This is a genomic window from Edaphobacter sp. FHG110511_03 (genome assembly GCF_059115365.1).
Genome location: NZ_JBZYWL010000021.1, coordinates 1 through 22244, shown reverse-complemented (window position 1 = coordinate 22244; position 22244 = coordinate 1). Strand labels below are relative to the sequence as shown.

Below are 22244 nucleotides of genomic sequence, written 5' to 3'. Positions count from 1 at the left end.
CCGCTCTTAAATGGATTAGACGCGGCCCGCAGAATCAAGGAACTGGCACCCCAAGTAAAGTTGATCTTCTTGACGATGCGGGACGACCCGAATCTTGCTGCCGCGGCGCTTGAACTCGGCCCAATCGCGTTTGTTCTCAAACATTCTGCCGGTTCAGAGCTGCTGCAAGCGATTGACCAGGTATTGCGCGGCCGATCTTATCTGACTGAAGGCAGACGATTGGGTTGAAGCGAAGACCCGTGCGAGGCAGTTCTCGACAGAAATGACGTCGCGACAGAAAGATATCGTTCAACTGCTCGCCGAGGGCAGGTCCATGAAAGAGATCGCCGGACTTCTCCAGCTTAGTCAGAAAGCCGTAGAATTCCACAAACATCACATCATGACGTCGTTCAACTTCAAAAGCAACGCCGACTTGGTCCTGTTCGCGTTGAACCGAGGCCTGATTGCCCCAAACCCCGAGCTGTACCTCAAAGAGTAAACAACGTTTCCTCGGGCCTTCTAAGACTCAAGGCGATTTCTCTGCTTGTCTGAGTTCTGCAATTTCACCGTCCAGCGACGCTGCGAAGGCGTTTGCGGCGCCAGGTCTCTCTGACGACAATTGATACCCTCGGATTATGATGCTACGGAGAGCGCATCCGAGCAGCCCGTTTTGGTCAAAGTAGACTCCTTCCGTTTAGCGGTCGCTCGGAACTAGAACAACCGGCGAGTTGGCCCAATGAAGAAAACAAACTGGAATCCCCCGCCTCACTCCAGAGCGCGTCCCTTCGGAGAATGTGTATGATGGCGATCCGTCGATAGCTCAGGAGAAAGATCCGGCCAACTTGGCGGCATCGCAAACTGCGAATAAACGGTTACAGGGATGAGAGAATGTCTCCGCAAACACTGAAAAAGTTATCAATCTTAGCCGTGATCCTGGCCGGTTTGGTCGTGTTGCCGATTCCGTTGTTGCCGCCCCAACGTCTGGTGGAGTTTGCGCAGTCGTCCTTGGGGCTCGGCGGGGAGGCGGCTTATCTCCTGTGCGCGATCGCGGTTCAAGTAGCGATATATAGCGTACTTGGCTTCTCGGCAACCTTCGCGGTCAATCGCGCTCAAACGTTCCGGGGCCGCTTGCTTCAGACTGTTGCGCTGCCACTTGTCGTTGTAGGCTTGGCTCTGACGATTCGTTCGCTGCGCGCCGGACACGCACCAGTTTGGATCAATGCCGCCGTTCCGGTGGCTGCCTGCCTGGGGGGAGTCATTCTCGGACTTGGCGTTCTCTACCGACGCTGGAAGGTAGCGGTTTGCATCGTGACCTTTGTTATTGGCGCTGCAATGTGGGCCATCTTCACTGGCGGCTCGCCGCAATTGCGCGCTGCAACCGAGGAGAACCTTCGGCGGTTTGTTGCTGCGGGTCCGAGTCTTCCTTCCGGTGATGCACGGTTCGGCGCATTGCTCCAGGCTGCATTCGCAACTTCAGAAACCAATCGAGCTGACCTCTCAACCATTGAGCAGAATCGCGCAGCTATCCTAGCTTTCGGTATCGCAGTGGGACACTCCAACATCGCCCGTTTCATCGGGTTGAAGACCGACAGTGCGCTGGTTCAGAATGCGGTCGCAGTCAGTCAGGGCACCACCTTGAATGGACGCGAGGATTGGCCGCGACATTACGCGGTCAGTGCGGCACTCGCCGTTCTCGAGCAGCCGATCGTCAGTGAGGCCGGCGGCCTGATGAGAGAACAGTTAGACACACTGACACGCGGCAGCGGATTTTCTTTTGGCGATTTGGCTGCAGATCGGGCGGGAGTGCGATTTGCCTTCGCCGCAACTCGCTCCGACATCGCGGCAGGTGCGATGCAGGCGCGTCTGCGTAGTGGCTTTTCCAGGAAGGACTTTTTCCCTTTGGAGGTCCAGTTTCCTGAGAACCTCTCAATCGAGGAGTTTCGACACAATTTTGGAAGCGTAGGCAGTGAACGGTATCAGTCGACGGTTAGCGAAATTGAGGTGGCCCTCGATCGTTGCAGCGCGCTCTCTTCAAATTGATGTCCGCGAGTCCACGGGTAAAAAACAATCATTCTGGGAGACTTGCCGGCATCCCACGCAGTTCGACAAGCGGTCTGGCGGGGGAGAGCTTTGCTGTCTCAATAAGGGTCCGAGGGCATTTCCAAATTCCACCATCGGGTATGAGATCTGAGTGCTCTATTCGCGCCATATTCAATCGCCTTGGGGCGATAATAAAGCAAAACTGTAAAACAACGATAGTGGCGAAGTGACGTCAATCAAGGGCTGCGGCTTGCCGAGTGTTCTATTAGGTAGCATCGGTTTCGAGACAAACCGCAGTTCGACAATACTGTCCTAAAAGATAGAGTGGATGAGACCCTATCGGTCTCATCTACCCGAGTCAGCGACGACTATTCGACGCCGGCCCCGTCGGAAGGATCATCAGCGGCTTCGATCTTTGAGAGTCGTTTCATGCTAATAGCGTGGATCTCAGCAACGCGATGCTTGATCGTGAGCCCGTGGACTTCTTCCTCGTACTCGCGATACCGGAGGGTGCCTTCGAGGGTGATGAGCTGCCCTTTCTGCAGGGTCTTGGCGAATTTGGAGAGGTTGCTCCAGGCAAAGACGCGATGCCACTCGGTGCGGGTCTCGTAGTCGCCTTTGTCGTTCTTCCAGCTGTCCTGGGTTGCGATGTTAAGGACAACGAACTCTTTGTTGTTCTGAGTGGTTTTGGCTTCTGCGTTCTGTCCGAGGCGGCCGATGAGGATGACTTTGTTGAACATGGTGTTTGGCTCCGTTTTTTTTGGTTTGTCCGCTGTCTGCGGTACATGCTTCCCCGGAGGGTGTGCCGTCGCGACCCACTCCCTCGGCGACTGGACGGAATCTGCGGAAGGGGACCACAGCTTGCCTGGGGGCAGGAGTCGCACCTGTAGAGGCGCGAAGCGGATTCTGGGAAGGAGAGCGTGCGTCCGAAGGGCGGGGGTGCTTTGAGCGCGGCACGCTGAACGCAGATAGATAGGCAAACCAGAAGGGAAGCCTGCCCTGTTCAATAGCCTCGCCTCATGTCACGAGTAGCGTAAGCCAGCCCAGAACAAGAAAGTCATTCCAATGCACCGTGGAAGAACGCCTAAGTCAGACAGACAAATCCGAGACGAAGGGAGTGAAGACCATGCTCCCCATGATTAGGGAACGATTTGAGACAGCGGTGATAACCATCATTGCCATTGAGCTTCTCCCTCGCGGCTCGCACTCACTCGATCAACTCAACCGGTTAGAGACCCAAGACTTCGAGGACATGGTGCGCCCCGACGAAGCTTGCCGCTTCTTCAGGGAATAAACATTACTCTGTTAGCCAGGCAATCTTTGGAATAACCTCCCCCGCGCGGTGTTTCTATAGCAGGAGGGTCTAGATGTTATTAGATTTGAGGCCTCTACGGCGGGTCTCCATGGCCTGCGTTCGACTACCACGATCCACTGATTTCCCTCCGTATGGATACTATCCCGCACGGTGTGGGCGAGAGCGGATTCTGCAACCTGAGCAGGTGCTCGACATCGAAACTAAGACTTGGAAGTAAGTATGAATGAGTCGTTTGGTTCGTTCCTGACCCGCTTGTCCTCGGAGGCGGCCTCAAGCTTTTGAATCAGCGAACGTTGGTTCGACGCGGACCTGATAACTATGACGACGTTGGTTGTTCATGCAGACCTGAGATCCGGATTTGGCGGAAGCGCAGTTGTTCTGCATCTGGAAGGGTTCTGTGTGCATGCGGAATTCTACTCGCGATTCGAAAGGTAATTTAAATGAAAGTCTGGGCCATCCGCCTCCTCCCTATAGCTCTCCTGTTTATAGTCATAATTTATTTATTGAATAAACGGCCGGAGGAAAAAGCATGGCAATCCGCAGGACAGAATCTTGCAAACACTCGTCAACAACCTAACGAGACCACCATCAATTCGCTGAATGTGAATAAGCTAAAAGTGAAATGGAGTTTTACTACGGGCGGAGATGTTTCAGCCACCCCTACCGTGAGCAGGAATGTTGTCTACGTCCCTGATTGGGCGGGCAATCTATTTGCCATCGATGCGCTCACGGGCCAAAAGATCTGGCAGCATCAAATCTCTGAATACAACCACCGCACAGGCTCTATCTCTAGAGTCAGTCCACTCGTTTTGGACAAGGAAGTCGTCATTGGCGATAACGTAACCACTTTCGAGACAGTGCATTCGGGTGCAAACATCATGGCGCTGGATTCGTCCACTGGAAACGTGAAATGGATTACTGAAGTGGACAAGCATCCAGCAGCAGTCATCACAGGTTCTCCTGTGGCTTTTGAAAATGTCATCTATGTCGGTATATCGTCGAACGAAGAGGGCCTGGCCACTATTCAAAGCTACAAATGCTGTACGTTCCGCGGCAGCATCGTGGCGCTCGACGCCGGGACCGGCCACGTAATCTGGCAGACATATACAGTACCTCCGAAGGGGGCTTCACAAAATCAATTTAGTGGTGGACCGATCTGGCAACCGCCAGCCATCGACGTGAACCGCGGACTCATCTACGTGGGCACTGGCAATAACTACACAGTTCCTCGGGAGATCGAGGATTGCGAATCGAAAAACCTCCAAAACCATAATCCCGTAGCATGTACTCCACCAAACGATCACATTGACAGTGTGATGGCTTTGGATGTGAAATCCGGAGTGATTAAATGGTCGCAAAAGCTCCTCGCCTATGATGTCTGGAACATCGATTGCTTTGAGCCGGTCGCAGGTGGTATGCCATGCCCGTCGCCTGCCGGTCCTGATTTTGATTTCAGTGGATCAGGTCCAAATCTTCTGGACAATGTCGTCGGTTTTGGTCAGAAGAGCGGAATATATTGGGCGCTCAACCCGGACGATGGAAGGATTCTTTGGCATACGCAGGTGGGTCCCGGAGGCGTAGGCGGCGGTATCGAGTGGGGAACAGCATCTGATGGAAAGAACATCTACGTCCCTATCGCGAATACGGAACACAAGCCTTATAAGTTAATGCCAAATGGGCAGACAGTCAATTGGGGATCATGGGCAGGGCTTGACTCATCGTCCGGCAAAATTCTTTGGCAAATAGCGGATCCTATCCAAGGCACTGCTGATCGTGGCGCAGCGAGCGTTGCAAACGGTGTTCTCTACATTGGTTCTGAGTCGGGAACCATGTATGGTCTCGATGCAAAAACAGGAAATATCCGGTGGAGTTTTGCCAGCGGTGGATCGGTCTTTGGCGGTCCCTCAATTGTCGACGGCGTCGTATATTGGGGTTCCGGTTATAGCCGATTAGGAACTGGTAACAATAAACTCTACGCCTTCGATCTACCGAAATAGATGAAACCGGTAGAGCGGACCGGATCATGAGCCTTGCCAATATGCCTAGAACAGCCATGTAACCAGTCCGAGCCAGGCGGTGAGATCGCGACTCTTGCGAAAGGTGGTGCCGTTACCGATCGCGGCAATCAGTGCTGTCGCGGTCAGCGGCCCAATGCCGGGAACCGTTAGCAATCGCCGGCAGCCGTCCTCTCCGGATATTTGGCCTGTAGTTGCCCGGTGACAGAATTGCGGGCAAGCCTCCACATTCATTTGCACTGCCAACGCGTCCGCGAATAGTCGCTCCCCGCATGAAACGGAACTCCTGTTTCTCTACATTCGCAGCCTAAGGTGGGAAGACTCTTCGGTCTTGCCGTGAGGACTGCGTCTTGTGGAACGACACCCAACTTCTTCTGCCCGAAATTGAAATTCCTGACAATGCAAACTGCATACTGCAGAGCAGAGCCGCAGTATGCAATTTGAATCGAGATCGCCGTCGAGTAGCCTACTGTGCACTACCTTCGATGAGATCGGTGGATACTGCTGTGAGATAGCCAAAGAGGCCCTTGCCTGCGTTGCGAGCGGTGAAATACACCTCAGCAGCGGGCGAAGCGGCGGGGTCCAGGTTATCTGGGTTGATGTTGCCCGGGCTCAAGGACCAGAGACCAGGGATTACAATCGGCTTACCAGTCGCATCCTGTACCAGGCCTTCGAATTTACCGGTAGCAAGGTCATAAGCTGCGATCACACCGGCTGAAGGAGTGCTGCCGCCACCGCCAAATTGACCCACGAGCAGATCGTGGCTGAAGCGCCCAAAGTCCAGAGGTGCCAGCGTGATGCCCCATGGCGCATTCAGCCATTCGCCACGTTCCAGCCGAGTGAGCAACTGTCCGGAGGAGCTGAATACATCTACATAGCCAAGGCCCTGCCCACCTACAGCAGTTTCCTGTCCCTCCACGCGCAGACCATAGGTCACAACGATATCGGGGCCGATAGCCGCTACGTTGAATGGAGCAAAAGTTTTAGGAATCTCCTCGTCGGTAAACACCTTGTAGGGACGACGAATGCGAAGATCATCGAAGCTATAAGGATCATCAGACTCTTCACTGAGATTGGTAAGGTGAAAGGAACTGTCATAGACATCGATACGTCCCTTTGCAAAATTGGCGGCATAGAGATATCGCTTGTTATGGATGAATCCGCTCGTGAGTCCTGTGTAGGACGAACCATCAGGTCCCTTCCCGACTAATACGGCATTGGTCGACGGGGGGACTTTTCCCTGAGAGAGGGCTACTGTTGGGTTCCATGCTGCGATTCCGCCATCCAACGTAGCGAAGACGAAATCTGCTGGTAGACCCGGGGAGATCAGAAAATCAGTTGTGCTGCTATTGGCAATAATGCCGGTCGGACTACCCTTAGGGTTTTTCTTCGGGTTGACCGACGGAATGGTGACGATCAGAGGGTTCTTTGCGCCTGCACCGTTGTAGAGAGTGCTCAGGCCGGTGTCATTGTCAGACGCCCACCACGCGAGGCTTGAAGCGCGGGCCAGTCCCCAAGGGTCCACCAATGCAGAGTCCGTTACTGGAGCCAGACCTGAACTGCTGGAGACAAGATTTGTTTGTTTGTATTGCTGGGCTTGGGAAGCAATTCCCAATGACAAAACCGTCGTCGCTCCGACGGCAAGAGTAAACAGTGACTTCATACTCCTCCTCGTATTTACGCTCCGCGTGTACGTGCTCTACAGCACGTACCTCAGTACAAGAACGGATAGCTATAAAACACTGCAGATGTGCATATATTCCATACAGGCCTGTAATGGAATGGCGGGTGGGACGGGTGGCTCACATCTAACCTCTAGCCACAGATGGCGCTGGAACGATACTGGGCCTGCCATTCAATCTTCAGTAAGGCATCGTCAACTTAAGTGTGTGAGATCCTTAGGCGGTGAGCAGTTCTGAGAGTAGATATCGGCGGCACCGATTTCCCATCGAGGTGGTAGAGCAGTGCGTCTGGCTATACTTTCGTTTTGCCTTGAGTGTAGCTTTCATCGGTAAGTGGCGCTCCGTTTCAGAGCTATTTGGCGTAGTTCTTCAGCGCTATTTGGCGTACTCGACTTCATCCGGGGCCGATGACGAGACTATCCCGGGCGGCTTCAACGACCGCAGTTGAGACCAGATGGAGGTCATTGACGCTGAGAGCCCGCTCTATCTGGGTAAGGAGTCGAGTCAAGAGCCTGAAATTTCCTCTGGCCATGCGGATGAGGCTTGCTATGACTTCCGGGAGCAGTTGTTCGTCGGGGAGTGTGACGCCAGCCGGCGTCCATTTCTTTTCGAGCAGTTCCTGCACTTGGGCAGGATCAAGAGGTCTGAATTCGTGGACGAATCCAAATGCGTGAATAAAACTGCGGAAAGCGGGCGATGCGCTTCTCGATACCGGGCATCCCGATGAGGACCATGCCCGCCGCACCTTCGTCAAAAATCGATCTCATTTGTTCGAGGCTGTTCATCTGCAGTCGATCGGCCTCATCTACAAGGATCAACGTGGTCGGATCGCGAACCGCCCGCTCCTTGGCTTGATATAGCTTGTAGGTTTCGAAGTAAGTTGGATCGACTTCAGGCCGGTCGCATGGGGATGACCCTGGTTTGTTCATGATTTCTCTTCGACGCTTTTCGTCTTTATGTCTTATTTCATCCAGAGTGACCAATGCCTCGCGCCGAATCGGGTCGAGAACAATGCTCATCGCTCTCTCGCGAGCCATATTGATATCGTTCCTCACCCCAGATGGAGTATTAATCACCGAGGTGGTGTAGAGCAGAGTGTCGATAGGGAGATCATCGCTCACCTCGCTTGTCCAACGATCACGCGGAATGATCTGATCTGCTCGGCTGTAGCGCACGGCTGAGAGTGTTTTGCCAATTCCGGGTGGTCCATAGCAGAGCCCAATGTAACGAAAATGACGGCAGGCATCACAGAATTCCACGAACCGGCTGTATTCGATCGTTTCGACGAAAGCGCGTCTACTCGTTTCGATATCTTTTGATGCGAACTCCGGATACGGGCAGGACGGGGGCTTTTGCATGAATCTCCTTGGCAGCAGTGCCTCTTTTTAGTTGCAAAAGCGAATCGACCGCTCGTTGTCGATCTTGGAGAGCCGAGCTCAGTTCGCGCCGACGCTGATTGCGAACCCGAATGATGTCGCGCAGAGGGATGGTCTCGCCGGCAAGTTCGGCTGAGACCGCTGGGCAAAGGAATCTATCCTTATAGAAGACGCGAATCTCACCCATGTCCCGGGGATCAAATCTGAGGGTCACCTCTTCGCCTACATACGCCGCTAGAGTGAGCGACAGATAGCGCAGGCCCTGAAAGTGAATGCCATCGCGGCGCACCTTGCGGGCGCGAACTTCCTGTATCAGCAAGAGGTCAAGTTGCTCGAGCGAATCGGGCATGCGCGGTAGAAATCCAGTTCCTTCCCAGCGTTCCGAAGGAGCTGGTCTTCCTTCGATGCTGGAGCGGCGGTGGTACGTCTCAAGTAAGAATGTTCGAAAGAGCTCTTCGAACCGCTCGAGTGTCAGGTTGGGCTTATGTCGTTTTCGCTTGATGTAACCCTCGAGTTCGCAGAGGAACATCTGGTTTACCGTACGAAAGAATCGTTCAATCCTGCCCCGCCCCTGGGGCTTGCCGGGAGTCGAGAATACAAGGCGAGTCTTGAGATCTACGGCAACTTGTTCTATGTGCTTCGAGGTGAAATCCGAGCCGTTATCTGTATAAAGAACTTCTGGAATGCCACAGATATGCCAGTGCGGATGACCTTTACGCCAGATCCCCTGCCGAAGCGCGAGGGCCGTTCTCATCGAAGAAGGCGGATCAAAGCCCAAATAATAGCCGGCGATCGCTCGACTGTAGTCGTCGATTACGATGGTCAACCATGGTCGAGCGGTCTGCCCATCTTCCCGAACCAGGAGGATACTCAGCTGCGCATGATCTACCTGCCAAATGGCGTTCGATCGAGTTGCCTCACGCCGGTGAATTAGATCAAAGCCTTCGCTATATGCTTTATCACCTCGATGCGCCAGAGTAAGCAATCCGGGTGGGACTTCACGGACGAGGCTATAAACGGTGCCGTACTGTGGCATAGGCTCGCCTGTGGACTTGGCAAACTCCCTAACTTGCCGGCAAATAGAACTGATCGGAAGGGGTGGTCTCTCAAGCGCAAGGCCTTCTATTGCAGCCTTGACCTTCGGCGATACGATTTTTCTGGCGCCGCGATCTCCACGCTCCTTGCGCACGAGCGCTGCTAGTCCCAGCTTCCGATACTGGCTTACCCACCTCTGGGCGGTACGAAAGGAGAGGTGGGCATCGGACGCGACCAACTGCAGGGAGCGCCGTTGTTCTAGATACGGTTGAATCAGGCGAAAGCGCGCCAGCGCACGATCCCGAGACGCCTCGGACACTCCGCTCAGCTCCTGCATGCATCGACACTACGACAAATAGCTCTGAAAAACTACGCCAAATAACTCTGAAAGTGACAGCTCCGCATCCTGTCGAGTGCGCCGGAGATTGAGGCGTTCATCCGCGAAAACGACTCCAAACTGAAGACGAAGGAGTAGGGGTTGAAGAAAGGGTCCTGACCGAATTTGCTGTCCCTGCGGGAACGAGAAACAGCGGAAGGGTGTCCCTGTACAATTCCCAATTGCGGCATAAGCCCGTCTATTGAGGTACTGCGAAATGGCGAAGAAGGAATCTGAGAAGAAGACCCTGAAAGCAATTGACAAAGCAGTAAGCAAGGCCATCAAAAGTGGCATCAGCGGAGGTCTGGTGGACCAGACGGTCGCGGCGGCGATACACGCGGCTACTGTGAAGGCCGCAAGGAAAGCGGACACACCGCAGAATGAACCTGTCAAAGCTGAAAAAGGCCAAATCACCGAAGAAGACAGCAAAAGCCGCGAAGAGGACTGAGCAGGACGTAGACTGACGGCGCGGACTGGGGTGGCTGTATGCTAGAAAACGGTGAATCTCTGGTTCTTCCGGCAATCGGAGCGCACCACCCAATATCTTGCCCTTTGCAAGGACGATGACGCGATTGCATATCTGCTCGACGACTTCGAGCGTGCTTGTAACCGACCCAATTGTTGGAGGGCGCCTCCGACTCGCCGTCTGTCAGAATCGCGCCTTACTTGGCTGACTTTCCAAGCCAGCCTGCCATCAGCTCTTCCACCAGCTGGACATGTCTCTCGTGGATCGTCCGTTGTTTTGAGACGATACTCGCACTCTGCGAGCGTTTTCTTGCGCAGATAGAGGGTTGAGGGACGAAAGTTCGGGTCTTTGCTCTTGGCGAGCGTGGCCTTGCCGGGCGCAACAGTTTTTCCTTGCGTGCTCTCAGAAACAGACTTTCGTCGGGTGGTCATATTCATTTCCTTTCTGAAAGTGTAAACGGGTGACCGGCTAACGACCTAAGACGTTGAAGCTCTAAGCCGCCAGAGGGATCGAAGCATGCAGGGCGGCAGCCTTCAACGCCGCCAAGTGTTTCTCAACCCTCGCTCTCACTCTCGGGTTGTTGCTGTGGTTCTTCGCCTTTATCAGTGTAGGCGGCGAGTGGTTCCTGATGTGGCAATCGAAGCTCTGGAACGGCCAGGAAGAAGCATTTCGTATGTTCGCCTCCATCGGTATCGTCTTTGTGTTGCTCGTGCTGCCCGAGAGCGAATCCGGCGCGTGAGTCGAATAGTGGTCCGATTAGCTCTCGTGCGGCTTCGGTGCAACCGTTTATGACAATATCTCCTCCAGAATCCGAGGGAGCGGCCACGTTGTCGCGAAAGAGGTTGCCCTTACCGGATATGTTCAGCTTTTGCCCGGGGACGAGACTGTCGCTTGCTACGCTGACAATCCCTTTAGAGAGGACCAACTGAATACAGGGTGCCGTCCTCGCCGGCGCCCCTATCCTCTTTGCCATCTTCAACAAAGCTTTCTCCGATAATCATGTCGACGGCTTTCTGAGCTGCTGCTGCGGCCTTAATCACAAGCCGGTTGTCCTGTTTCAAAGCACTGATCCAGTGTTGGAGGTATGCGGTGGTATTCCGTTCGGTAAGCTCCGTCTCAATTCCAGCCCTGGCACAAAGGAGAGCGGACCCAGTCTCCGCGATGAGTTCTTCCTTGCTGTAAAGCTCATCCCCAAAATGCTTGCCGAAGGTTCGTGCCAGCCGGGTCTCATGGCCAGTGCTGTGAATCAGTTCATGAAAGAGCGTCTTGTAGTAGTGAGCAGTATCGGCGAAACGGAAACGGGCAGGAAGATGGATGGAGTCGGTGCCGGGACGATAGTAAGCACGGCTTTCGGTTTTGACCTCTGTACGGATCGCGGGCCGTCCGCTCCAGTTGTTGACGAGGTCGTTCGAGGTGCTTCTGATACTCCATCGACGTTTGGCCGCTGCTGCATCTGAAGGATTACTCTCAGTCTGAATTCTAGTTGGACGTGACGCCTCCGCGTAGGCGGATTATTCGGTAGCACAGCGAAGCAAAGATTACAGGGATTAGTCGGGTGATGCTCGCGTTCTATTTGAGTAAAGTTTCTATCGTCTCTGGAGACGAAGGTTTTGATAACAGAAAGCCTTGGATGCAGTCACAGTCAAGGTCTTGAAGTACCTGCATCTGGTCTTCATGTTCGACGCCTTCCGCTATGACTTCCATTTGAAGGCTATGCCCCATGGCGATGATCGATTTTACGAGCGAATAGCTTCGGCTGGATTCGCAGAGCTGCTGAATGAAAGAGCAGTCTATTTTTAGAGTTGAGATAGGCAGGCGATGAAGATGTTGCAAGGAGGAATATCCCGTACCAAAATCATCGACGGCGAAGCGGATGCCCATATCTGCCAACTCCGTCATTCGTGGCGCGATCTCATCAATGTTCAAGACGACCCGCTCTGTAATCTCCATTTCCAGCCAACTAGGCTCTATGCCCGCCTCTGAGATAACTTCTTGAACTTCGCCTACAAAATCGGATCGCATCAGTTGCAAGGGTGAGATGTTCACGGCGAGACGGACAGGAGCATCACGTTGCGAGTTCCATATTATTAATTGTCGACAGGCTTTCTCCAGCACCAATTTCCCTAGAGAGTGAATCATCCCACGCTCTTCAGCAATCGCGACAAACCGGTCCGGGCTGATAACGGCTTCCTTTAGGCTGGGCAGACGCAAGAGAGCCTCCATACCCCGTATCTCGCGACTGAGATAGTACTGGAGCTGATAGTGCAGTTGGAAGCCCTCACTGTGCAACATCGCTCTCATTTGAGCGTCGACGTTGAGACTTTCGACTATTAGTTTGTTGTTACCTGAAGTTGCAAGTGCATGCTGGTTTCCGCCAGCGCGTTTCGCGTGATACATGGCTGCGTCCGCGCTCCTCCAGAGTTCAGCAGCGCTAATGCCGTGATCTGGATAGACCGCTACTCCTATGCTGGCACCAAGAACAATCTTGTGACCCTCAATCTCGATCGGCTTCGAAAGAGCTTGTATCAACACCTTTGCGACTATCTCCGCTGAAGCAACGCTGTCTACTTCACCTAAAACGATAGTGAATTCTTCTCCTCCCGTACGGGCAACAGTGTCCATTCCGCGTAGTCTTCGGGTCAGCAGGCTTGCGAGCTGTTTGAGGCACTCATCTCCGGCCGCATGTCCATACCAATCATTGATTTGTTTAAATCGGTCCAGATCGAGACAGATGATCGCCGCGCGTTGTCCTCGTTGCCCAGCCGCGGCAAGCCCGTCGCCCATCCGTTGTTCGAGCAGAACCCGATTGGGCAATCCGGTAAGGGAATCATGATGGGCTAACTGGAAAAGTTGGGCATGTGCATGACGGCGTTCCGTGACATCTTCAGCGACGACGAATCTTCCCTCTCGCCCGTCGTAAGACACATTGTTGCTGCGAACCTTTACATAGATCCTCGTTCCATCTTTCGTTCGATGAACGCAAACTACATCTGGATCGGTCGCGTCGATATTGAGGATTGGTTGAACAGGAGCGCTCTCTTGGAGATCACGAAGGTCATTTACCGTTAAAGTGAGAAATTCCTCACGCGTATACCCATATTGACACTGGGCACTCTCGTTCACCTCTAGGAAACGAAGAGACTCAAGATCATAGATCCACATCGCCAGGGGATTCCCTTCGAAAATTACCGGTGGCTTTTGCGTTCTTGGGGAAGCGTTCTTTTTTAGCGACATTGGTTTGGTCAATCACCTGATTGCCTGTAGAGTTCTCTCGCGAGACCCGGAAGAAGCAGCAGGCTAACCATTGTTATGTGCAGCCAGGTTGTCTCTTATCCCTTTGATAATTCGAGGGACTGACGATACGTATAGGAGAGACGGAATAGCCTTCCTCCGGAACAATCAATTTGGGTGTCATAGAGCGACGGCTGGACTCTCGCTCATCACTTGCTGTGGCAGCACGGGCATTCATCATCACATAAGAGGTTAGGGCATGTAATTGGCCCAAAAGTTGCACCACATTGGCAACAGACCAGGAGGAGCCACTCAGCCTTTGCGTGCCAGGCTCATCATTAGTCCCCCCTGACGACCTTGCGAGGCTGCAGTGAGAAGGTTCATGCGTCACCCGTGGCAGGCGGTCGCATCCGTATACCTTGCAGCAGTCGCAACAAGACCTGGCCAATTTATCGGCAGGTCAAAAAAGAAGCCCCGGCCGGTACGCCGAGGACAGCTTTGCTAAAAGTGAAATTAAAGAAGTTGTCTTGTTACTTAGATGACTGTATCAGATTTGTAGGCTTCGGCCATATCCTAATAGCCTTTCTTGAGCTCATATATTGCTGGTCACTGAGATCGATAAAGCACGCACCCATTTGCCGCTCTCAAACTTCGCTCGTTCAGGTTCCACAGAAATGCGGTCCGATATATCTCTGACCTGTCGGGGAGGTGTAGCGACCAATCCGGTGGTTATGCGCGGACGTCTTCAGATCGACCGGTTGGCAAACCTCAGCTAAGATTCGGGGCGTGAAGCGCCCTCGAACTGTGACGTCTGCAAGCGCGCCGTACGCATGGCTGCGATGAGAGCTGCCATCGAGACGGTATTGGGGGATTTCTCGTAGGTCATGGATGAAGATTTGGAAGAAGCAAAAGCAAAGCCATCACCAGGTGCATTTTTCCCGAGACAACTCAGGTAACCGTTCCAGGTAACCATCCCTCTTGCCAGAGCATCTGTATAAGTGACCGAGTGTGCTCTAACCGCACGTATATCAAAGGTTACGGCAGTCGACCATGGGTGTTCTTATCTACAAATTCCTAATGTTGTTGACCTTAATTCTTCCTTTATCGATTTTGGCCCAAACCCCGGATGCATCATCCTCCAGCTCTTCTGCTCCGTCCATCATGCACTTTCAAACCGCTGACGCCGGCAGCTCCACCGGTACTACCCGCACCTCTCACCATCAGGCTCCTGTGGCCTCCTTCGCAATCCACTACAACTATGCATTCCAGACCAGTCCTTACATGGGCAACCGAAGCCTGATGGGATGGTCGGTTCTTCCTGAGGTCAACCTCACTCACCACATTGGCTTCCAGGCGGATTTCACCGCGCTCACGACGCGTGGAGTCAACGTCGACGAAAACCTGCTGCTCATCGCTGCAGGGCCTAGATACACCCTAGCTCCCCGATCCCGCTTTACTCCCTTCATCTACGGAGAAGGCGGCGAAATGCGCTCTCGCTCGTCGGCCGCAGCTGTCAGCAACGTAGTGGACTGGAACCCTGCCACCCGCGCCGGTATCGGCTTTGACCTCAAGAGCAAGCACGGCATCGGCTTTGAAATCATCCCGGCCGAGTATATCGGCGAAAAGGTCGAGTGGCGCGATCAGTGGAACCACAGCTTCAGCGCTCGCGCCGGCATCGTCTTCAATCTGTATAGGTAACTGGTTCGGCGAGTCCTCTAAGAGGGGCGTGTTCAATCCTCGATTTGCTCCTGAAATGCATCTTTCCGAAAGCGATGATTAATGAAAGATGGCTGGCGTGGGAAGGACGAACCACGTCATTCAATCTCTGGATGCCGTCAGAAACGGTGATGGCATTCCGTTCCTTCACTGAGAGAAGTTCGTCATGTAGAACCTAATGGAGGAGTCTCATCACAGAAGTGTCAAGCTCATTGGGCAGTAGGTTCAGCGTCGCGACGCGGAAGCTTTATCGGTCAGCGTTTGCGACTCAACGTCAGATCCAATCTTCTCAACTTCATTCGAGTTGATTCTTAGTGAGTCGGACTATCAACGCGGCACAGGAGACGAGGGCACTCGCTTCTTTACCTCAGACCCTTTGGCGGCAGTCTTCTTGTCCTTATCGGCAGTCTTCAGGCGATCCAGAAAAATCTTCTCGTTTGAAGGGTCTACTCCCTCTTCCACGGGTCGTGTCGGTTGATTCTTATTCATGGCGTCCACCTCTGCTGGTTTGATGCTAGGCCTGCGATTATGGCGGTCAATTACCGAATCTGGCTCGCTCAGCAGCTTTTGTTTCCTAAGACCACGCTCGGTGGCAGACGCTTTAGCCGACGCTCGATCCTACGGCGTTCCGCTAGAGTGATGCGTCCCGTCCGTTCCTGGTATTCCAATGTGTCGATGAGAAAGTCTGTCAGAATCGCGACTTACTTGGCTGACTAAGCCAGCCTGCCATCAGCTCTTCCACCAGCTCAGACATGTCTCGTGGATCGTCCGTTGTTTTGAGGCGATACTCGCACTCTGCGAGCGTTTTCTTGCGCAAGTAGAGGGTCGAGGGACGAAAATTCGAGTCTATGCTCTTGGCGAGCGCGACCTTGCCGGGCACAACGGCCGATGTCTGAATGTGCGGCGGCCGGACGTGGAAATCCGTGAACGGAACCCGAACTTGCCGAAAAGCTAGGCGGTCTCAACGGGTCGGTGCAACACCATCTGATAGAACTTATTTCTTTTGGAGGTGGTGTTGATGAGACAAGGACGACAGTATGGACTTTCTGCGGAGCAGAGGACCGAGGTTTGGCGTCGTTGGAAGGCGGGAGAGTCGTTGCATGAGATTGGGCGCTTCTGTGGCAAGGATCACGGCTCGATTCAGTTCTTGTTATCGCAGCACGGGGGGATCGCTCCGGCCGTTCGTCGGCGCTCGCTGCGAACGCTCACACTGGCCGAACGGGAAGAGATCTCACGAGGCATTGCCTCTGGTTTGTCGATTCGCGAGATAGCCAGAGGGCTACAGCGGGCTACAGCGGGCTACCTCGACGGTGAGCCGAGAGGTGATGCGCCACGGAGGGCGTCCACTGTATCGAGCTAGTGAAGCCGATGACCGGGCTTGGAAGTCGGCTCTACGACCCAGGCCGTGCCTGCTTGCCCGCCAGAGGCAGTTGCGGACGATCGTTGCCAGTAAACTGATCGTGGACTGGTCGCCGGAACAGATTTCTGGGTGGTTGAAAATACGGTATCCCAACAACGAGAACATGCGCGTATCCCACGAGACCATTTACCGCAGCTTGTTCATCCGGGCTCGAGGAGTGCTGACGAAAGAACTGGTTCAGCACCTGCGGTCCAAGCGGAGTATCCGTCGCTCAGTGCACGCTCGGGCCGGCGGAAAGTCTCACGGTCAGATCGTCGATGCCATCTCCATCCGGGAGAGGCCAGCAGAGATTGAGGACCGCGCCATTCCCGGTCACTGGGAAGGCGATCTGCTCGCCGGCACCAGCAACAGTCACATCGCAACGCTGGTGGAACGACATTCGCGTTTTACCATCCTGGTCAAAGTGACCAGCAAGGATACGGCGACCGTAGTCGCCGCGCTGAGTCAACAGATCCGTAAACTGCCCACGACCCTGCGGCGCTCGTTGACTTGGGACCGGGGCCTGGAGATGGCCAAACACAAGAGCTTCACTGTGGCCACGAAGGTGAAAGTCTACTTCTGTGATCCTCAGAGCCCTTGGCAGCGTGGAACCAACGAAAACACCAATGGCCTGCTGAGACAGTACTTACCCAAGAAGATCGACTTGTCCAGCTATTCTCAAGCCGATCTCGACAGCGTAGCCCTGCGCCTCAATCAACGGCCGCGAAAGACTCTGGGATTTGAAACTCCGGCTAGTAAACTTCAAGATAGTGTTGCACCGACCCGTTGAGACCGCCTAACTTTCCAGGAACAAGCGACTGGCGGCTGTTATCCTGCCATCGATGCGAGTTGTCAAAAGCATGGAAGAGGCGAACGAGTGTACGGCTATTCGCCTTACAGAAAAGCGCCAGAGAGCGAAGGTGGGCGACATATTTCGTCTATCTCCGGCGGTTGGCATTTTCGTTTGGGGTCGCTTGATCAAGAGAGCGTGTTTTTTTGGACTAGGTTTTGACCTGAATCTTGTGTACCTGTACGACGCGATAGGCTTTGACCGCCCAACTCCTGATCTATTAGTCCCGGGCAATCTCATTCTCGGACCTTCTGTCGTAAACAATCTCGGTTTCTCGCGAGGGTATTGGGAGATCGTAGGTTCCGAGCCTGTAATCGCCAGCGATATGCTCGACAGGCATTTGTTCGTCAGGTTCAAAGGAACAGGCAGGCCAGACGATTATAAGCTGGTGGACGAAATCGGGGCGAAGGTCCACATCGAGCACTCACCGTCGGATAGATCGCTCGCCCAATCAACTATCGGTAATTACAACCTCATTGATTGGCATGTGCGGGATATACTTCGAGCGCGTGGCGTCTTGCCCACCTGAAGCGGATGCGTGGATGATCTGCACGGAAAACGGGGATTTCGGCAACTTCGAGACAATTTTCGTTAGCGGTCGGCGGTTCTAACTTCGATTGGTGATAAATCGCCGATGCCCTAATCGCCTTCAGCTTAGGACGTCAAAATCGACGGTTTATGAGTTCTTCTAAATCATTTCATAAGCTACATCATTAACAACTAGATTAAGACTGTAGCTTTCAACTTTAAGTGGCGCTGAGTTTCAGAGTTAAGTGGCGCAAAGTTTCAGGATTATTTGGCGCGCGGCATTAGGCTGTGTATCGCACCGTGCTTGTTTTGATGTGATTTTGGGCTAATTCTTCTTGATTTGGCGGATATCGAACTGAAGCTGATCGACGAGCCGCTGGACCTGAGTTCAGGTTTGCACGAACCGGATCCAAAAATTGCGCCAAATAGCTCTGAAAAGACTACGCCAAATAATTCCGAAAACAACAACCATGGCTTTGGCAGAAGTATATTCGTAACCCCTCGCTCTTCAGCATCACTTAGAGAGTCTTGAGATACTCCAGCAGGTCGCTCCGATCTCGCGAAGATAGGTCGGTGCCATAATTGTGGCCAGCATTGCTATTGCCTGGTTTGCTCGTGTCAAAGGTGAAGCCTGCGTAGCCGTTGCTGACGAAACCCACCTTCTTAGGGTCAAACTCACGCGAGCCAACCTGAAAGTTGTCGGGACGGTACTCGCCATTCGCGGGACTGGCAACTCCTCTCTTGGGTAACAGAAGGTCATAGAGCGTGGGTATCGAACCATTGTGTAGATAGGGTGCCGTCGCCCAGATCCCATTGAGAGACCTTCCCTTGTAGGCATAGAGGGATGCATAAGGGTTTGCTGACGTGTCTGGATCGTATTTTCCTTGTTTCAGAGAAGGTTGAATCTCGTTGCCGAAGAAGCTGGCGATAAGGTTGTAAGCCCAATCGTAACCCCGAAAGATAAAATTCTCGTCCTCCGGTGTAGCGACGGCACTCAGCGTCGCCTTCGTAAGCAACTCTCCTGCCGGTGCCTTCTCATTCAAAAGAACCTGTCCAGGTCCTGCCGCAACATACTCGTTCCGCAGGATTCCGCTATAGCCGACTCGCTCGACTCCATTGGTCGCCATACGAGGGTCGGTACCAATCTCCGTGAGAGAGGCCATCGAAGCGACGATGCGGCGTTTTGGATCATCACGTTGGATGCGCGTGTGGCAACTATCACACTTCTTTTCAAAGATGAGTTGCCCGCGACGGCTGCTCTCCAAGTCGATTGGACCAAGGATAGCTGGCCATTGTGGCGACTCCAGATGCGCCAACTGGCTTTCGATCAGACGTAGGTTTTGTACTCGGATCGACGAGTCGAAGCTTGTATGTTTAGTGTGGAAGCCCTGACCGGATATGACTGCCGAGAGCGAAAACCCCTCCTTTTGATGCCAGTCTAGCGTGCCAAAGACACCGATCACCTCACCCGCGTTTCGCCCGATCGGACCCAGGCCAGCGTTTGAGGCGATGCCGTTCCACTGCAGGTAGTCATGCTGTGGAACATCCCACAAAAACGGATAGCTGACTGGGGCATTGGGAGTAGGGAAGAGTTGATTGATCAAAGGTGATTGGATGTCGCCGTTAATAAGTTTGGCAAGCTTGTCGATCAAGTCTTCTCGGTCCTCGTCTTCTATGATGTGTTTATGCGCCGCGGAGTTGACGGACGATGCGTTCAAGGGGTTCATTTTGTTCTGCGCGACCAGCTCTTTAGTCATCCGGTCATACTCTTCGTCGAGTTCCTGCGATGTGAGGATATGTTGCAAGACCCGATTGTAGATTCTCCCAAACGCATCGAGCCTCGCGTAGCCATATGCCGTATCCGTCTTATTTATCGCGTTGTAGAGAGTCAGGATTTGGCAAGTTTTGTCTAGATCCTTATCGATCTGGGCCGCTCTGGAGTAGTGTCCAAGCTTAACGACATTGCTGACGAAGCGGTCATGCACATCGGGAGACGCTTGCACACCGCAGACGTTCAGGCCAAGATCGTGCAAAAAAGTATCCATGTCGGCCATGGCTGGCGCTCCATCGACGCGGATTGCTGTTCCGCGGTAGTTGATCTGCCCGGTGTGACACGCAGCGCAGGTGAGACCGACGTAGTCTTTACCCTTGTAGCTATCCTTTACAAAGCCGACTGGGAGCGCGTCGGGATTGCTGACGCTGGCCTGCTGCGGCAGATACCGGTAGCTGTCCATATTAACGGCAGAGCGGAAGGATTCCGTCGAGCGGATCTTCTCTAGAACCAAGAAAAAGTCATACGGCATGAGGTCGGAGCCCTGCGAGGTGTTGTAAAACCACATCGTCTGGGCTGCGCTCCAGCCCTGTGGGAGATAGATGACCTTGGAATAGTGATCGCCCAATTGGTCGATCCCCGCGCTCGTTACTGCACCACGATCGAGGTTCGATCCGTTTCCTTTAACGCGAGCGAACCACGAGTCCGAGCCGATATCGCGGGACCTCCATAACTTACTGACAACCGAAGTAAGCAAGACGGCCGCAATTAGCAGAGCTGTCGCCACCAGGATGTGCTTGTGCCAGGCTTTTTTGAAAGACCGCACGAAAGAGGAGGTCCATGATCGTAAGACTGCCTGCACTGCTCTATATGCGATTCTAATTTTACTCATCGAAGCTCCGCGGATGCTGACGCTATAGAAGTAGAAACGAATTTGGCGTCAATTTATTCCTCTCGAGAAATGCATCGCAGACCAATCCATGCGCAGAGTCTCCCCGGACACCTTGACGCCATCCTTCTCGACAAGCATTTCCGCCGCCAGGCTCGGACCAAAGTCTGCGTAACGCAACCGCACAAGTTCGATCACGTACTCGCGGATCCCGGCGATCAGCTGAGAGGTGCATATAATCTTGTGCATGCGCTTGTGCGGTCTGTTTCTGTTCGCTGTGTCTCTTAGTGTCCTGGCCCAGACACGTACAGTTGCTGTAACGGTCGATGACTTGCCGTGCGCTTATTGCAAACCGATCACGTTGTCCAGCTTGTCTAACCAAAGTTCAATTGAGGAGGCCAGCAAACGCCTAATTGCTGGTCTTGCCGGGGCTCATGCTCCCGCGACGGGATTCGTGATCACTCAAGGTGTAGCTTTGATCGCTATTTGTCGTAATGTTTCAGAATTATTTGTCGCGTTTGGCGTCATCCCGGCCCAATCACGAGGCTGTCCCGTGCCGCTTCGACGACCGCGGTCGAGACCAGATGCGCACGAGCGCCACAAGTCCTAGTTTTCGATACTGGCTTACCCACCGCTGAGCAGTCCGGAAACAGATCTTGGCATCGGAGGCGACAAGCTGGAGGCTTCGCTTCTGTTCCAGATATGGCTGGATCAGCCTGAAGCGCGACATCGCAAGATCCCGAGCCGCTTCGGACACCCCGCTCAGCTCCTGCATGCAACGACCTTACGACAAATAATCCTGAAACATTACGACAAATAATTCTGAAAGCGACACGCCTGGGCGAGACAGTTCTTAAAGGCGACCTCCTGCTGAGTCGCCGCTTCGGCATTCGCCGCCTGCTTTTCCTCGGCAAGTTTAACTCTCGATTCAAGGTCAGCAACTCGCTTCTCAAGGGCTGTAGTCCTGTTGTCCTGACAACCTATCAAAGCGGTAGAGGCTAGAGCCACCACCATCGGTAGCACGGATCGAAGGCGCCATGTTTGCATCCCGCGATCATATCCGACGCTCCCCCGGGTAGGACTCCAAGCTGCGACTTATAGGCAAGCCGCAGTTGCGGCAGTTGGGCAGCGCCGCATAGATCGTCTGACACACCGTGTCGTAAGCTTTGTCGCTCTGCAGCTCCGGATTGGTTGCGTCCCACCCGACCAGTTCAATTACGCGGGACCGGAAGCCGCCCGTGCGCCACAAGGTGTTCGCGCAGAATGACTCTTTACTCGGGTCGTCATGGACGGCTTTGGCCTCGTCAAACAACGCCTGCACTCGCGGCTCAAGGTAACAGATTTGTTGGAAGGAAAGCAGCTGTCTCATAGAAACATAGTAGCCGGTTCGGACACTAACCGGCCGGCCACACATTTAAACCTTCAACTCAAGGTAGGGGAACCTACCACCGCCGATCGCCTGCTTATGTCCAATCTTCGTGATGACGAAATCTCCAACTGCGTCTGGTTCATCCAGTGAGAGAACCTCACCGACCGCAGGGCCGCCGGGATCATGGATCGAATACGTGACACCATC

18 protein-coding genes and 2 pseudogenes are annotated in these 22244 nt (G+C 53.7%); 9 read left to right on the top strand and 11 right to left on the bottom strand.

The window, feature by feature from the left end:
* From AC5S26_RS29300 to AC5S26_RS29290, 3 genes are all read left to right on the top strand, one after another.
* On the top strand, window positions 1–228 hold a 228-nt coding region (locus AC5S26_RS29300; protein ID WP_494188483.1), incomplete at its 5' end, for a response regulator.
* A gap of 34 nt (window positions 229–262) precedes the next feature.
* Complete coding sequence (locus AC5S26_RS29295) at window positions 263–478, top strand: response regulator transcription factor (protein WP_494188482.1); 216 nt, start codon at window positions 263–265, stop codon at window positions 476–478.
* Between the two features lie 389 nt (window positions 479–867).
* Window positions 868–2019: a hypothetical protein gene (locus AC5S26_RS29290; protein WP_494188481.1), complete on the top strand. Its 1152-nt coding sequence runs from the start codon at window positions 868–870 to the stop codon at window positions 2017–2019.
* Between the two features lie 368 nt (window positions 2020–2387).
* Here AC5S26_RS29290 and AC5S26_RS29285 read toward each other — a convergent pair whose 3' ends face one another.
* Entirely contained in the window at window positions 2388–2759 is a 372-nt protein-coding gene (locus AC5S26_RS29285; RefSeq protein ID WP_494188480.1) for a single-stranded DNA-binding protein, read from the bottom strand.
* A gap of 1015 nt (window positions 2760–3774) precedes the next feature.
* Here AC5S26_RS29285 and AC5S26_RS29280 point away from each other — a divergent pair.
* Window positions 3775–5331, top strand: a complete 1557-nt coding sequence (locus tag AC5S26_RS29280) for an outer membrane protein assembly factor BamB family protein (RefSeq protein WP_494188479.1) — start codon at window positions 3775–3777, stop codon at window positions 5329–5331.
* 60 nt (window positions 5332–5391) lie between these two features.
* Here AC5S26_RS29280 and AC5S26_RS29275 read toward each other — a convergent pair.
* From AC5S26_RS29275 to AC5S26_RS29260, 4 genes and pseudogenes are all read right to left on the bottom strand, one after another.
* Window positions 5392–5514 (bottom strand): annotated as a pseudogene (locus AC5S26_RS29275) (transposase); the annotation flags it as partial.
* 301 nt (window positions 5515–5815) lie between these two features.
* Window positions 5816–7012: a TIGR03118 family protein gene (locus AC5S26_RS29270; protein ID WP_494188478.1), complete on the bottom strand. Its 1197-nt coding sequence runs from the start codon at window positions 7010–7012 to the stop codon at window positions 5816–5818.
* Window positions 7013–7666: 654 nt separating this feature from the next.
* Window positions 7667–8389: an AAA family ATPase gene (locus AC5S26_RS29265; RefSeq protein ID WP_494188477.1), complete on the bottom strand. Its 723-nt coding sequence runs from the start codon at window positions 8387–8389 to the stop codon at window positions 7667–7669.
* Window positions 8328–9761, bottom strand: a complete 1434-nt coding sequence (locus AC5S26_RS29260) for a transposase (protein WP_494188476.1) — start codon at window positions 9759–9761, stop codon at window positions 8328–8330. Before AC5S26_RS29260 ends, AC5S26_RS29265 begins: the two co-directional genes overlap by 62 nt.
* 274 nt (window positions 9762–10035) lie before the next feature.
* Between AC5S26_RS29260 and AC5S26_RS29255 the strand changes: the two genes are divergently transcribed.
* Together AC5S26_RS29255 and AC5S26_RS29250 are read left to right on the top strand one after the other, a co-directional pair.
* Window positions 10036–10266 (top strand): hypothetical protein, encoded by a 231-nt coding sequence (locus AC5S26_RS29255; RefSeq protein WP_494188475.1) that lies wholly within the window; start codon window positions 10036–10038, stop codon window positions 10264–10266.
* A 595-nt stretch (window positions 10267–10861) separates the two neighbouring features.
* On the top strand, window positions 10862–11023 hold the full coding sequence (locus AC5S26_RS29250) for a DUF2165 family protein (RefSeq protein ID WP_494188474.1): 162 nt from the start codon (window positions 10862–10864) through the stop codon (window positions 11021–11023).
* Window positions 11024–11195: 172 nt separating this feature from the next.
* Here the strand turns inward: AC5S26_RS29250 and AC5S26_RS29245 are convergent, their stop codons facing one another.
* Window positions 11196–11657: a zincin-like metallopeptidase domain-containing protein gene (locus AC5S26_RS29245; RefSeq protein WP_494188485.1), complete on the bottom strand. Its 462-nt coding sequence runs from the start codon at window positions 11655–11657 to the stop codon at window positions 11196–11198.
* A gap of 196 nt (window positions 11658–11853) precedes the next feature.
* Window positions 11854–13530, bottom strand: coding sequence for a putative bifunctional diguanylate cyclase/phosphodiesterase (locus tag AC5S26_RS29240; protein WP_494188473.1), 1677 nt, complete (start codon window positions 13528–13530; stop codon window positions 11854–11856).
* Window positions 13531–14676: 1146 nt separating this feature from the next.
* Between AC5S26_RS29240 and AC5S26_RS29235 the strand changes: the two genes are divergently transcribed.
* Entirely contained in the window at window positions 14677–15213 is a 537-nt protein-coding gene (locus AC5S26_RS29235) for a hypothetical protein (protein WP_494188472.1), read from the top strand.
* A 345-nt stretch (window positions 15214–15558) separates the two neighbouring features.
* Here AC5S26_RS29235 and AC5S26_RS29230 read toward each other — a convergent pair whose 3' ends face one another.
* Complete coding sequence (locus AC5S26_RS29230; RefSeq protein WP_494188471.1) at window positions 15559–15720, bottom strand: hypothetical protein; 162 nt, start codon at window positions 15718–15720, stop codon at window positions 15559–15561.
* Between the two features lie 529 nt (window positions 15721–16249).
* On the opposite strand from AC5S26_RS29230, the pseudogene AC5S26_RS29225 reads away from it, so the two are divergent.
* Window positions 16250–17420 (top strand): annotated as a pseudogene (locus AC5S26_RS29225) (IS30 family transposase).
* A 52-nt stretch (window positions 17421–17472) separates the two neighbouring features.
* Window positions 17473–18009, top strand: coding sequence for an Imm26 family immunity protein (locus AC5S26_RS29220; protein ID WP_494188470.1), 537 nt, complete (start codon window positions 17473–17475; stop codon window positions 18007–18009).
* Window positions 18010–18526: 517 nt separating this feature from the next.
* On the opposite strand, the gene AC5S26_RS29215 is transcribed toward AC5S26_RS29220, so the two are convergent.
* From AC5S26_RS29215 to AC5S26_RS29205, 3 genes are all read right to left on the bottom strand, one after another.
* Window positions 18527–20671 (bottom strand): di-heme-cytochrome C peroxidase, encoded by a 2145-nt coding sequence (locus AC5S26_RS29215; protein WP_494188469.1) that lies wholly within the window; start codon window positions 20669–20671, stop codon window positions 18527–18529.
* 535 nt (window positions 20672–21206) lie between these two features.
* Window positions 21207–21398: a helix-turn-helix domain-containing protein gene (locus tag AC5S26_RS29210; protein WP_494188484.1), complete on the bottom strand. Its 192-nt coding sequence runs from the start codon at window positions 21396–21398 to the stop codon at window positions 21207–21209.
* Between the two features lie 324 nt (window positions 21399–21722).
* Complete coding sequence (locus AC5S26_RS29205; RefSeq protein WP_494188468.1) at window positions 21723–22037, bottom strand: hypothetical protein; 315 nt, start codon at window positions 22035–22037, stop codon at window positions 21723–21725.
* Between the last annotated feature and the right edge of the window lie 207 nt (window positions 22038–22244).